The sequence below is a fragment of the Flammeovirga sp. SubArs3 genome, assembly GCF_947387565.1.
GTDB classification, from domain to species: Bacteria; Bacteroidota; Bacteroidia; order Cytophagales; family Flammeovirgaceae; genus Flammeovirga; species Flammeovirga agarivorans.
Genome location: NZ_CANDOA010000001.1, coordinates 149,959 through 163,411, shown reverse-complemented (window position 1 = coordinate 163,411; position 13,453 = coordinate 149,959). Strand labels below are relative to the sequence as shown.

At 34.1% G+C, this 13,453-nt stretch carries 11 protein-coding genes; 2 read left to right on the top strand and 9 right to left on the bottom strand.

Going from position 1 to position 13,453, the window contains the following annotated elements:
- The first annotated feature begins 48 nt into the window (after window positions 1-48).
- Window positions 49-1,176, top strand: a complete 1,128-nt coding sequence (locus tag QL232_RS00570; protein ID WP_281612590.1) for a choloylglycine hydrolase family protein — start codon at window positions 49-51, stop codon at window positions 1,174-1,176.
- A 75-nt stretch (window positions 1,177-1,251) separates the two neighbouring features.
- Here QL232_RS00570 and QL232_RS00565 read toward each other — a convergent pair whose 3' ends face one another.
- From QL232_RS00565 to QL232_RS00525, 9 genes are all read right to left on the bottom strand, one after another.
- Window positions 1,252-2,376 carry an RDD family protein gene (locus tag QL232_RS00565; protein ID WP_281612589.1) on the bottom strand — a complete coding sequence of 375 codons (1,125 nt, stop codon included), beginning with the start codon at window positions 2,374-2,376 and terminating at the stop codon, window positions 1,252-1,254.
- A 160-nt stretch (window positions 2,377-2,536) separates the two neighbouring features.
- Complete coding sequence (locus QL232_RS00560) at window positions 2,537-3,205, bottom strand: CatB-related O-acetyltransferase (RefSeq protein ID WP_211093376.1); 669 nt, start codon at window positions 3,203-3,205, stop codon at window positions 2,537-2,539.
- Between the two features lie 192 nt (window positions 3,206-3,397).
- Entirely contained in the window at window positions 3,398-3,751 is a 354-nt protein-coding gene (locus QL232_RS00555; protein WP_281612588.1) for a RidA family protein, read from the bottom strand.
- Between the two features lie 164 nt (window positions 3,752-3,915).
- Window positions 3,916-5,550 (bottom strand): T9SS type A sorting domain-containing protein, encoded by a 1,635-nt coding sequence (locus QL232_RS00550; protein WP_281612587.1) that lies wholly within the window; start codon window positions 5,548-5,550, stop codon window positions 3,916-3,918.
- Between the two features lie 270 nt (window positions 5,551-5,820).
- Window positions 5,821-6,729, bottom strand: a complete 909-nt coding sequence (locus QL232_RS00545; protein ID WP_281612586.1) for an alpha/beta fold hydrolase — start codon at window positions 6,727-6,729, stop codon at window positions 5,821-5,823.
- Window positions 6,730-6,776: 47 nt separating this feature from the next.
- Window positions 6,777-7,205: a nuclear transport factor 2 family protein gene (locus QL232_RS00540; RefSeq protein WP_281612585.1), complete on the bottom strand. Its 429-nt coding sequence runs from the start codon at window positions 7,203-7,205 to the stop codon at window positions 6,777-6,779.
- Between the two features lie 20 nt (window positions 7,206-7,225).
- Entirely contained in the window at window positions 7,226-7,663 is a 438-nt protein-coding gene (locus QL232_RS00535) for a nuclear transport factor 2 family protein (RefSeq protein ID WP_281612584.1), read from the bottom strand.
- Between the two features lie 132 nt (window positions 7,664-7,795).
- Window positions 7,796-8,710: a helix-turn-helix domain-containing protein gene (locus QL232_RS00530; protein WP_281612583.1), complete on the bottom strand. Its 915-nt coding sequence runs from the start codon at window positions 8,708-8,710 to the stop codon at window positions 7,796-7,798.
- A gap of 179 nt (window positions 8,711-8,889) precedes the next feature.
- On the bottom strand, window positions 8,890-9,468 hold the full coding sequence (locus QL232_RS00525; protein ID WP_281612582.1) for an NAD(P)H-dependent oxidoreductase: 579 nt from the start codon (window positions 9,466-9,468) through the stop codon (window positions 8,890-8,892).
- A 478-nt stretch (window positions 9,469-9,946) separates the two neighbouring features.
- Here QL232_RS00525 and QL232_RS00520 point away from each other — a divergent pair, with 478 nt between their 5' ends.
- The gene (locus QL232_RS00520) at window positions 9,947-13,342 is read left to right on the top strand and encodes an Ig-like domain-containing protein (RefSeq protein ID WP_281612581.1); all 3,396 of its coding nucleotides are present in this window, start codon (window positions 9,947-9,949) and stop codon (window positions 13,340-13,342) included.
- Window positions 13,343-13,453 lie beyond the last annotated feature (111 nt).

Here is a 13,453-nt window from a genome sequence, read left to right as displayed (position 1 = left end):
CTTTGTAAGGTAATAATTAATTAATCTGTTGATCATTTAAAAATCAGAATGAAAAAGTCAATTAAAATCTCATCAGTCTTAGGTTTAAGCCTAATTTTATTAGTTCACTCAACAATCTTCGCATGTACAGGTATTCGCTTAGTTGCTGAAGATGGAAGTATTCGATATGGTCGAACAATGGAATGGGGCGCTTTTGATCTTTTCTCAAAAGTAGCAATTGTTCCTAAAGGTTATGCATTTTCAAGCTTAACCCCTGAAGGGAATAACGGGAAAAAATTTGAAGCAAAATATGGCATTGTAGGTCTTGATATGCTCGGTAAAGATCTAATTATTGATGGTATGAATGATGCAGGTCTATCAGTAGGAATATTTTACTTTCCAAATTTAGCAAAATATACAGAGTATGATCCTTCACAAGCTGAAAATACGATATCATCACAAGATGTTGTAAATTATATTTTGGCACAGTACGCTACTGTTGATGAAGTAAAAGAAGGAATTCAAAATGTAGCAGTAGTAGGAGTAGTTGAAGAAGCAATTGGTATTGAAGTTGATGGACACTGGATGGTAACTGATGCTTCAGGTGAGTCAATTGTTATTGAATTTGTAGATGGTCAACTTCATATTCATGATGCTCCACTAGGCGTAATCACTAATGCACCGTCTTATGATTGGCACATGACGAACTTAAGAAATTACTTAAATCTTGATTTTAATTCAGCTCCTTCAAAAACGATCTCCGGAGTTGAGTTTAAACCAACTGGAATGGGTTCGGGTATGGTAGGCCTACCTGGTGATATGACACCAACCTCACGATTTGTAAGAGCAGCAGCTTGGACACAAACGACTAGACCAATGGAAAACTCAGAGGAATCTTTGTATGAAATGTTCAGAATATTAGATAATTTCAATCTATCATTAGGTGCGGATAGAGCAGAGGGGACAGGTATATTTTTCGGAAAAGATCATAGTACGATGAGAAGTGCAACTATATGGACTACATCTTTTGATTTAACTAATAAAGTATTCAATTATCATACTCAAGACAATAGAAGAGTTCAACAAATTAATTTAAGTGATATCGATTTTACGACAATGGGAAATGAAATTAAGCGTTTACCATTAGACATCGACAGATCACAAGATATTTTAGATAGAACACCTCAATTTAACTAGTTAAGTGGTAATAAAATAGAGAGGCTATAAATTCAGTAATTTATAGCCTCTCTATTTTTATATATTCATAGTATTTTAAAACACATCTTGTCTTTCTATTGTATAGCTTGCTAATGGTAAAGTAAATCCATATTTACTTACAATTACGATATTATCATAAGGAATAAGATCTTTGATATTTCTCTCTTTTATCTTTGCTTCAATAATTTGAGCTACTTTTTGTGTTTCATCATCATTGACCTTGACAGTGGACTTCACCGTAATGATGAAACTTGTAGATGTCTGATTATAAGTAGTAAAGGATACATTCTCAACTTCCTCAATCTCATCAATACTATTTATCTCAGTCATTAATGAAGAAAACACTTCTTCATTATTATGAAACACATCTATGTTATTCTTTTGAATTTCAATAGGTTGATCTTCAAGGAGATAATTTAAAGAAAGAAATAGAGATAGGAAAAAGACTGGAACACACCCTAAATATTTTAAGGAGTTGTTTTGGTGAAAGTAGTTACTACTATTGACATTGCATGGAGTTACTCTAGTTTTCATGATTAAATCATGATACAATACTCTATACTTTTTATTGTAAAAAAAGAGAAATGGAAAGGATAAATAGTAACTAAATGACAAACTGTCAATTATTACAAGAATGAATTCATTTTCAATATCAATTAATTCTAAAAATTTAATACAAAAATAAGGACCTAAAATAAGTAGGCTTCTCATAAAAGATTTTCCAATAGACAAAGTGTTTTGAGCCTCATCGATGACATGAAGTCCCATATTTTGTTTACCATATGTACTTCCTTTGGTTACAGCACTATTACCAATGGTAAAGTATCCAATAATAAGTATCGCACTTATTACTAACGAAGTAACAGCCCCTGTCTGTGATGTGAATAAAAGAATTCCACCGATGATATAACTACATATGGTTAAGATTAATAAGTCGATGGCAAATGCTAATACCCTTTTTGGGGTAAAAGAAGTAGTAGTCTCAGAATTAATCTTGTTCTGTTGTCTTTCTTTTAATTCTAATAGTAGTTGTTCTTCTTCAGTTATTGCCTCACCTCTTTCTTTTAGAATTTTAATGGCAGCAAAAATAGCTTCCTCTTGATACCTTGATTTATGGCGAATAATGGAATGAAGTTCGTCGTTAGGTTTGTCCTTAAACCTACTATAAAAAATACTCATATCGTTACGGTCAATGTTTGCTTTATTATTCTAAATATCTCTATCGTCTACATAGTCACTTATAAAATTCGATGATAAAAATATAAACTGACTAAAAAAAATAACATCGCAAAAACATGCAAATCACGTAATGAGAAATAACGTTTTGTCACATATTGAGCTATTCCATTAAATGGTTTTTCTTAGCATAATCGATAATGGTATCCATATCTCCTTTTACTAGTGAAGTAATATTTTGGTCGATATGTTTTACAGGCCAATCCCACCAATTCAATTGTTCTAAAATGGCAATTTTTTCCTCTGAAAAACGCTGTTTGATTACTTTTGCTGGATTGCCAACAGCAATACTGTATGGAGGAATATCTTTAGCGACTACTGCATGACTACCAACGATTGCCCCATTACCGATCTTAACACCAGGAAGAACAGTCACAGATTTTCCTAACCAAACATCATTACCAATTACGATATCATCGTACTTCTTAAAAGGATAATCTGTTATTGGAAGTTCGTCAGACCATTTTCCTCCAAATATCGCAAATGGGAAAGTTGTAATGCCTTCAGTGGCATGGTTGGCATCTGCCATTATTATTTTTACGCCATCAGCAAAAGCACAAAATTTACCAATATGTAATGAGGTGCCTGAGAAGCCGAAATTATACAAAACATTTTCTTCTAAGAACTTTGTTGGATCTTTAAAGTCACTGTAATAGGAGTATTCTCCCACATGTATATTTTCTACTTCGCTCTTCTCTATTAGTGGTTTCAAGAAGATCGTATTCTTGAAATTTTCGACAGGGTATAAATTATTAGGATTGATTTCTTTCATGACCTTAAAGGTAATAGATCAAGAGTAGGTTGAATAAAAATGGAGGCATTAATCTTTAAAGTTTTTGTCATTTTTCTTCAGATAAAAAAGTGTAATCAATTCTGAAATGAAGAATGTGGATAATACAGCGACTTTATTAAAACCTCCATGATTTTAACTTGTGATGATTCTTCAATAGAAGAAAAAGAGATGTTAAAGAATAGCAACTGCAGTGACCGTAACTTCGATTAATACATCCCCTTCTAAGTCTACACCTAAACAAGCTCTTTGTGGCCAGTGATCAGGGTTGTAACCAATCCAATCTTGCCAAATAGAATCCATCGTTGGTTTATCATTTATATTAGCAAGGTACACTTGAGCTGATACGATTTGATGTTTATTTGAATTTAACTCGAGTAGATTTTGCTCTATGGTTGCTAGGGTTTGTTTGGTCTGATCTTCTATTGAAAGAGAAACATCTTTAGCTGTGGCTACAGTCCAAACTAAATCTTTATAAGCTGATGATTTATTCCTTCCAGTATATACTCCTCTTTTTCTTGTAATCATGGCGTAGAAAGTTTATTGAATTTAATTATGAAGTTATATGTCATACAAATATAAAATCAATTTCCACTAATTGTATTGTACTCTTAATTATTTATTACGGAAAAAGGGTAATGCTATTTACTTATACAGCATTACCCTAGACTATTTCTAATAAGTATTGAAGACTATTGTTTTAAGAACTTCTGAGAGTATGACTCATTATCTGTATAAATCTTCACAATATAAATCCCATTTTTGAGTGAACTAATATCGATATACCCGTTGGGCATTTGTTTTGCTAAACAGAGCTTTCCATCGAGGCTTAGTACTTCAATTAATTCTATATTATTGATATTGAAATTTAAAGTAGAATGTGCGGGATTTGGAAATAAAAGAGGAGCAGAAGATAAATCATTACTACTAGTAATACTACCATTTTCTGAAGAATAACTAATGGTTGTAGAATTATACCCAGACCATCCATCTGTTACAGTAATAGTTATATCATTAGTACCAGCAACCAATGAAGTGATGTTAAGGTTACCGTTTTCCTCAGTGACTTGTATTTTTGTTTCATCATAATCTAAGAAGAAGGTCATTTTATCCCCTTCAGGGTCACTAAAAATTGATTTTAGATTAACTTCTGCGACATTATTTGTAACTACAATTCGGCCATTACTCACCAATGAATCTTCTTCAATTACTTCAGGAGCTTCATTGGTCCATCTAAGAATTGTGCCACCTCTATTTGGTCCGCCTTGCAGAGTAGCAAAAAATACTTCGTCATTTAAGTAAGCTGGACTTGATACAACATCATAACCAAAATCGGAATTACTCAATAAATCATCAAAAATTCTTACTTCTCCATTTACAGGATTGAGACCAAAAATATTAAAAGAACTCATGCCATAGATAAGGCTATCTGTTAATAGTAATCTTGTAAATGCTCGATCTGTAAGACTTCCTAGAGCTTCATAAGAACTTCCATCCAAGTTACTTTTAAAAAAACGGCCACCAGAAGCCGCATTACTTCCAGAATAGCCAAATAACCCTATTAATTTTCCGTCGTGTATTAATAATGATGAAGGTTGTGTACCTGTACTATCACTTCCTTGAATGATGTTTTCATATCCTGAGCCATCAATATTCACACGGATAAAACATCCACTAGAATTAGTTGAACCATCATTATTAACATAAGGGATACCACCACCGTTAAAACAAGCGATATATATACTATCTTCATAAAACACAAAATCTACAGGGTTTTGGCCTGTTTCGGAACTAGTGTTATTATATATTTTTTTGAAATTTGATCCATCCTTATTAATAGTGAAAATACTTCCCTCATCAACAGGAGACATCTGGGAACATAACCAAAACACACTATCGGTTACGTATTTAATTTGTATCTCTTGAGCATCATCAATATCAAAGTCTTTAATCACTTGTAAGTTGTGGTCATTTAGGGAGTATTGAAACAATACTCCACCACCATTTTCACTAAATCTAGTTGTTCCGTAGATGATAGAATCGTTTGCAATTAAGCTATTTGGCATTCTAGTTACTTCATCGAATTTCCATATTTCTTCAAACCCTTCTCCATTTCTGTCGATTCGGAAGAACATACCATTGTAATCAGGTGTTCCTGAAATAATATATAGAGAATCGTTCAAACCTACCATGGCTTTAACGTTATATTCGAAATCTTCCCCTTCAAAATCATATATAAGTGATAGGTGTTTTTCTTGGTCTGATTGGCCGAAGGCTAACGGCATTATTCCAAGAATCATAGTGAGTGTAAGAAGTAATTTGTTCATTATTTGCTTTAAATAGGACTAACTTAAAGTATTAATTCTCAGATAAAAAATTAAGTGCTAGTCTAGTGTTTAATTGATTTTCGGATGTAATATAAGAAACAATAATGGAAGGGATAAAATAGGTATCTATCTAAAATCCCTTTTGATGGGTTTTACTTGTATTTATACTTTTGGTTTGGACGTATTTCTAATAAACATTGTGTACAATAAAAAAGTAAATCCAGAAAAGAACTAACCTTTCTGGATCTACAGTATTGAAGGATTTACCTCCTACAATTTCTCATTAAACCATTTTGTACCATTTTCAATCGCCAAGCTGACCTCTTCATCTTGGTCGTAGAAATTGAATTGTTGCATTGGAGAATCTAATGCTGTTTCTAACCAAATTAGCTCTTTGTCTGATGTACCAATCTCTTCGAAAAAGTTTTTTGTGTATTGAGGTAAAACACAACCGTTCGAGTGGATCATTAATGTTGGTGCTTGAAGTTGCTTTGCATAAGGCATAGGATTTAGTGTCAACCAATTTTCCCAACTCATTACTGCAAATTTATCATTACTCCATTCTTTTACGCCACCTCTGGCTGGGTTAAGGTAATAGTCATATTCACCATACATAGCCGCCGAAGTATTGGTGGTTGAAATGGTTTCAATATACTCTACTACACCATTTTTAGCGAAGTTGTCTTTTGCTTTTCTTGCAGCGTCTAATTTGCTATTTACCCCTTCTTCACCACCATAGAATAATTTTACAGCTTCATCATCATGTAACCAAGAAGCAGCAGTAACAACCGCTTTAATACGATCATCTTCTGAGGCTGCCATTAATGTATACATAGAACCTGCACATACTGCAAATGCTCCAATTTTATTGCTATCTACCTCAGGTAGAGATTGTAAATAAGTGACTGCGTTTTTGATATCTTCTACTTTCATCGTAGGGTTTTCCCAAAAGCGAGGCTCTCCTTCACTACCACCGTAATTTCTAAAATCAAATGCTAAAGTGATAAAGCCTTGTTCCGCAAATTTTTCAGCATATAAACCCGCCATTTGCTCTTTGACAGTGGTCCAACTTCCTACTGAAATAATTGCTGGATAAGTTTCTCCCTCTTTATAGTTTGCTGGATAAAATAAATTACCTACTAAGTTTAAACCTTCGCTTTTGAAATTAATATTTTTCATGTCTTTATAGTTTTGTTTTGATATGGAGTTAAAAATTGAGATGAATTCTATTTTATTTGATCTAGTAAGCCAAAGCCTTTGGCAGCAACAATAGGATTAAAAATTTCTACATATTCCGTGATTTTTCCTTCCTCATTAAATTTGAAAGTGGCGTAATAGTTATTCTTATACCAACCACCATCGTTTTTCAATTTGATCTTACCTTCAAACTTTACAAAAGTCATATTTGCTTCATTCATGGAGTATATTTCTTCAACAGGAAATTCCATTTTCTCAAAATTTTGAAAAACAGGTTCCCAATAAGATCTAACACCGTCCTGACCCTTTGTACCTTCTGGAAATAACCCCGAGGAATAAGGGTTAATATGTACACCATCTTCTGCAAATGATTGTACTACTTTTTCCAGATCATAATCTTCTAAAGCTTTTAAAAAGGCTAATGTATTTTCTTTATTTCTTTCGGATGAATTGTTCATAATTATAATCTAGGAGGGGTTTACTTTAAACTTTCAATTGCTTTTGAAGGGAGAGAGGTATTACCATCTTGGTATTTAAAGTTGAATTGCATAAGAGTGATTTTCCACTCATTTTTCACTCTTTCTAACTCAAAATTGTAGCTACCAACCACTGTCCAAATATTTCCGTCTTCATCTTCTAAGAAGTGAGTGGCAGTACCATAACAGAATACATCTGCTTTAGTATTTCTGATGGTTGTGACAAAGTTTCCTATTTGGTGGTGAGTGGATGTAAATCCTGGAAGAATAGTTTTCCACCCATCGATGATTTGTCTCGGAGTTAATGTTGTTTTAGGGTTCCCGTTCATGCTAGAATAATCTAACTCTACTTGATCAGAAAAGATACTTTCAATAGTATTCCAATCTTTGTTATCGGTAGCGATAAATAATCGAGTGACGGTTTCATTAATTATTTCCATAGTTCTTCGTTTTGAAAATTAAGAGATAACGTGTTGATCTCTAATGCTTTTGTTAATGTGATGATACAAAAGTCTGAAGATTGGAATGGAAACAATTTATAGTTTCAAAGTAAGAAGTATGAATTTCAAAGATTAGCTGTTTTTTCTGTAGGTAAGTGGCGTCATCCCAGCATTTTTCTTGAAGAAAGCACTAAAATTATTGGGTGAGTCGAAGTGTAACCCATAGGCAATTTCTTTCACACTAACATCTGTTTGTGCCAATTCAGCTTTGGCTAAGCGTAAAATATGATGATGAATATGATTTAATGCTGTTTTTCCAGTTATTGATTTAACAATGGCATTCAAATGATTGGGGTGTACACTTAAAATCCCTGCATAATAAGTTGGAGAATGAATATTTGCTTGTGCTTCAATTTCAGCATCAGGATAAAAACTGATTTTTATTAATTTCTGAAAACGGGAAAGTAGTTTTAAATCGGCGGAGCGATATTGTTCGTCTGCAGTTTTTACATCAATATTTTTATTGAAGAGTCTTTTTACTTGATGAAGAAGTTCAAGAACATATACTTGGATAAAATTGAACTGATCGTTTTCTGCTCCTGTATATTCTTGTTTAATCTTACGGTAGATATCCAATATTGCGGGTAGTTCCTCCTTTGGTATTTCAAAAGGAATCGATTCATCAATCTTTAAAAAAGGGAAGTCTTCTAAAAAGCGATCAAAATAATGTGAGGATGCTAAGAAATCTTGAGAAAGCATGATATAAAACCCTGTCCAATTGGGGACAATATCCCAAGAGAGGATCTGAAATGGAGAATTAAAGAATATCGTCACCCCATCAGGGAAATCTGTATTGTGACCTGTTATCGCTTTTCCATCACCATCCGCTTTAATAGCAATGGAGAAAAACTCATGTCGGAAGGGAGGCATATTTGGAATCACCTTACCCATGTTTTCCTCAAAACTTCTGATATCAAAATGAGGGTGTAATGGGGCTGAAATTCCTATCGTTTTACAATAATCAGTTATACTTTTAAAATGCTCCAAAAAGAATAAAGTTTAGTTACAGAACAAAAGTTATGTTCGGGTTAAAATTAGAATTGATATATATCGAATATTAAATCTACAAAATTTATAAAAAAGAACACCCCACTACCTGGGTTAATGATAGTGAGGTGATAGAAAAAATTTCTTTCAAAGAATAAAGTACTTCGGGTATAGATTATTTACACATCGTTGTACCCTATTGCTTCTACTTTCGACAACCAATCTTGTCTAAATTTTTCTGTTGATTTTCTGATTGTAGCTATATAGGTTACTTTAACAGGATTCACTCCACAAAACTGTAGTATTCCTTTTTTCATTTGATTGATAATCGGGTTACCTATAATAATGCGGTGGTACCAATGTGGACTGTCTGCAGTGACAATTAATCTGCCTGTTTTTCCTTTTAATAATTTTTTCGGGAAGACTTTTCCTTCCACATAGTCAAATGTGATTCCGGGTAAAAAAGTACGATCAATAAACCCTTTTAATTTTGCAGGCATGCTACTCCACCACATTGGGTATACCCAAACAAGATGATCTGCCCATTTTATTTTTTCAATAGCCATTTCAAGGTCAGGCTCAAAGGATGTTCTTTTTCTATAACCAAATTCTAAATTTGGGTTAAACTCTAACTCACCTATATTTAAGACCGAAACTTCAGCATCGGTTTTCTTTACTCCTGTATGATAAGCATCAGCCAAGGCTTTATTAAAACTTTCTGTATCAGGGTGTCCGTTAATTATTAAAATCTTTTTCATCGTTGTATTATTTATTTATCACAAATCTAGAAAGGGCGAGAAACTCATAATAGGACAAATGTCTAATTCAGTACTTATTTATGTTATTTTACTCATTGACCGATAATAAACCCATCATTTTTCTGTCCATTTTGATGTTAAAGGCGTAGATTAATCATGAGCAAAAATTGGCAAACCTATCAACACTATTTCGACAGGCTGAATACAAATTATTCCAAAATGAACAGATCAAATCAATTAATTAGTGTAGTTATTACGTTATAAATAGTCATTTCAGTGATATTTAATTTGTGTGGTTGTGACCGTCCTAAACAAAGAGTACAACTAACTTGCTTTCAGTTAACTATTCGTTCTTCAGCAGATTCTAGATGCTTAGAAGAACATTATATATGCTTCCTTTTTTTCAATACGACACATGAGTTTTTATCCTAGGCTACTTCATGTATAGGAAGCGAACGGAAACTTCAAATTAAATGCTATGAAAAGAATGTATTTACGGATTATTACAACTTTACTATTTCTGACACAAGCTGCATTCGGCAATACTTCCGATGGGAATGTAATCGAAGCAGAGGGTACTAATTTAACTGGAGATACAAGCATCTCTTCCAAAACGTATGCTTCAGGTGGTAGTTTTGTAAAATTAAAAAACACAGAAGGGAACAAAGGAACAATCAACATTCCTTTAAACAGTATTCCTGAAGCAGGAACCTACAAATTACACATCTATGGTTTTAATGGTGGAGTATCTCAAAGTCTATCTTTAAGTGTAAACGGTGGGACATCTTCTGTGATTACTATTCAGCCTTCTAACTGGGCTTTTGAGGACTCTGCTAAAGTGACTTTAGTAGACGTGGACCTTTTAGGTGGAGATAATACGATTAGTCTTACTCCTCACGATGCGGATATTTTATTAGATAAGTTTGAGGTCACTGAACATTACAATGTATTTTATTTTAGTGCAGATGGTGATGACAATTTAAATGATGGAAGTATCAATTCTCCTTGGCATACACTTGCAAAAGCATCTGCTATTGCCGAAAAACAAAGTAGTGGAGGTTTATTATCCGGAGGTGATAAAATGCTCTTCAGAGCTGGAGATACTTTTGAAGGTGAATTTCTATTTAAATGTTCGGGTGAAGAAGGAAACCCTATCGAGGTGAGTAGTTATGGTACTGGTGAGTACCCAATTATCTCAGGTTCAGGAAACATTGCAGGTGGTGACTATTTTGAGGCGATGCGTTTGATCAACGTTTCGCATGTAGTGATGTCTAAGCTTTGGTTTAAAAACGATAGACAAAGCAACGCAAGATATACTTATGGAGAATCTAACAGTTACGGGGTGAGAGTTGTCGCTAACAAGTGGGGCGGTGTATCATCTGACCTTGTATTTAGAGATCTGAAGTTCTCAGATATTTTTGGTGTTGGTGTTCCAGAGGAATTCAATGATTATAGTGTGACAGGATTACGCTTTGAATCCGAACAAAATGAACCAAATTTAGAAGTAACGATTAAGAACGTATTAATTGAGGATTGTTATTTTACTCATCTAGGTAAAGCAGGTGTATGGGCAATTCATAAAGGTAGTGATGATCCTAATAATGATGTGACGAACAGAAATAGTGATTTTATCATTAGAAATAACACGTTCTTTAAAACGGGTGGTTCTGGTGTGATTCTTTCTAAGATGCTGAATGCTTTAGTGGAAAATAACGACTTTGATCATTCAGGACATAGCCAAAGTAGTGAAGGTCGTTTGGCCGGAAGAGGAAGTGGCATGTGGGTATTTAAATGTGTCAACGTATTGGCTCAATACAATGCATCTTACAGTGTAAGAGGACCAAATGATTCTTATGGTATGCACATCGACTTTGGTAATAAGAACATTATTTTCCAATACAATTATAGTGAAGATAGCGAAGGTGGTTTTGTAGAAGTATTAGGTGATAACCACAATGTTGCTTACCGTTATAATGTAAGTGTGAACGATGGAATCAGAGATTTCCATGGAAGTACAATCTGGACTTCAGGGTATGTAGGAACGGGGAACACACCAGTACCTTCGAATGATGTTTATGTATATAATAACACTATATATTTAGATGCGAATCAGAAACCAGATTTCTCGATTTTTAGTGAAGACACTTATATCTACAATAACATTTTTGTACAAACAGGAAGTGGTATTATTGGTGAAAAAGTAGAGATAGATATCCAAAATGGAGGCGAACTTATCGTTGACAACAACTTATTTGTGGGTAATATCAATTCTGCTTTTAAAAACCTAGATAATTCTTCATTGACTCAGGATCCTAACTTCGTTAACCCTGGAGCAAAAAATATAGAAGGATATAAAATCAACTCAGGTAGTCCTGTAATTGATTCAGGTAAAATTTTCCCTGAGCCAACTTTCCCAATGGCTGGACAAGGAATTTTTAAAGATATTTCAATGGTTGCTACTCAAGATATTTATGGAAATGAAGTGGATATCGCTACTTTCTATCCTAACGTTGGTGCAGATAACAATTACAATACAAAAGTAGACCCTACTGTAATTAGAGTAGATGGAGTAACTGTTAGTCCTCAAAGTACACAACTTGTAGTGGGTGATACGCAACAATTGTCAGCTGGAATTACTCCAGCGAACGCGAATAATAAAAATGTAACTTGGTCAAGTAGTGATACCAACATTGCAACAGTAGACCAAAATGGATTAGTGACGGCTGTAGGAGATGGTTCTGTGTCGATTACAGTAACAACGGAAGATAAGGGGCTAACTGCGGTAGCAACTATTCATGTTGGTTTAGATGTCATCACAGAGGTATTAAATAACGGTTTTGAAAATGGTTTAACAAATTGGGAATTCTGGGCTGATGCTTCTACTTCAACAGATGCATACCATGGAAATTCTGCAGCGAAGTTAACGGGTCCATCGTCAATTAGACAATGGGTGAAAGTAAAACCAAATACAACTTATACTTTATCCGCATTCGCAAGAGTACTGGATCCTGAAAATGATCGTGTTGTTTTAGGTGTAAACGATGAGAAAAACAAAGGTATCGATAATGCTCAAATCTATGATACTGAGTATACCCTACATCACTTTATGTTTACAACAAAGGCAACGACAGACTCAGTGAAAGTATTTTTCTGGAGACCTGGAAATGGAGTAGGAAATGCCTTTGTAGATGAAATTACATTACAAGAAACGGCTTATGCCATCAATAGTAATTTCGATAAAGGATTATTAGGTTGGAATCCTTGGGGTACTGGAACTGTTTCGAATAGTGCTTCTTCGATGAAAGTTGTTGGGTATGGTGGAGCAAATCAGTATATCAAGACAAAATCTAATACAACTTACGAGGTATCTTTCTCTGCTAAACTAGACGATGCGTCTGTAAAGGCAAATTTTGTAACTGGAGAATCTGGTGGAGGAAATTATACCACCAAAGATATTTTTGACACTGAGTGGACAGATCATACCATTACGTTTACTACATCAGCAGAAAGTGAAGATACTAAACTGGGCTTCTGGCGACCAAATGGGTCAACAGGCGGAGCGTATTTAGATAATATCGTCATCACTGAGGTGGGAAGTAATGCTAGAAGTATTAATCAAGAAGTAGCTTTGGAAGAGGAGTTATCAGTAATGATGTATCCTAACCCAGCAAAAGGGGTAGTGAATATTTCTACGAATGTAGTAAATGGAGATGCTACTGTGAATGTATTTAGTCTTCTAGGACAACCATTGTTGCAGAAAACTTTCCAAAATCAAACAAAGCTATCAGTTACAGACCTTAAAGCAGGTTTATACTTAATTGTAGTAACTGATGCTCTTGGGCATAAATCTTCTGAAAAACTTTATATTAAATAACTACCAAAAACGACTTGTAATAGGGTTTAAAAGTGAAGAGAGAATGTACTCTTCATAAAATGAGGTTCCTCTTGAAGCGGGTAAATTATGCATCACATGTGTAAATCAGTC

Excerpts from the sequence above, each read along its gene's own strand:
- QL232_RS00570 (WP_281612590.1), top strand. The coding sequence starts at position 49 with ATGAAAAAGTCAATTAAAATCTCATCAGTCTTAGGTTTAAGCCTAATT.
- QL232_RS00565 (WP_281612589.1), bottom strand. The coding sequence starts at position 2,376 with ATGAGTATTTTTTATAGTAGGTTTAAGGACAAACCTAACGACGAACTT.
- QL232_RS00560 (WP_211093376.1), bottom strand. The coding sequence starts at position 3,205 with ATGAAAGAAATCAATCCTAATAATTTATACCCTGTCGAAAATTTCAAG.
- QL232_RS00555 (WP_281612588.1), bottom strand. The coding sequence starts at position 3,751 with ATGATTACAAGAAAAAGAGGAGTATATACTGGAAGGAATAAATCATCA.
- QL232_RS00550 (WP_281612587.1), bottom strand. The coding sequence starts at position 5,550 with ATGAACAAATTACTTCTTACACTCACTATGATTCTTGGAATAATGCCG.
- QL232_RS00545 (WP_281612586.1), bottom strand. The coding sequence starts at position 6,729 with ATGAAAAATATTAATTTCAAAAGCGAAGGTTTAAACTTAGTAGGTAAT.
- QL232_RS00540 (WP_281612585.1), bottom strand. The coding sequence starts at position 7,205 with ATGAACAATTCATCCGAAAGAAATAAAGAAAATACATTAGCCTTTTTA.
- QL232_RS00535 (WP_281612584.1), bottom strand. The coding sequence starts at position 7,663 with ATGGAAATAATTAATGAAACCGTCACTCGATTATTTATCGCTACCGAT.
- QL232_RS00525 (WP_281612582.1), bottom strand. The coding sequence starts at position 9,468 with ATGAAAAAGATTTTAATAATTAACGGACACCCTGATACAGAAAGTTTT.
- QL232_RS00520 (WP_281612581.1), top strand. The coding sequence starts at position 9,947 with ATGAAAAGAATGTATTTACGGATTATTACAACTTTACTATTTCTGACA.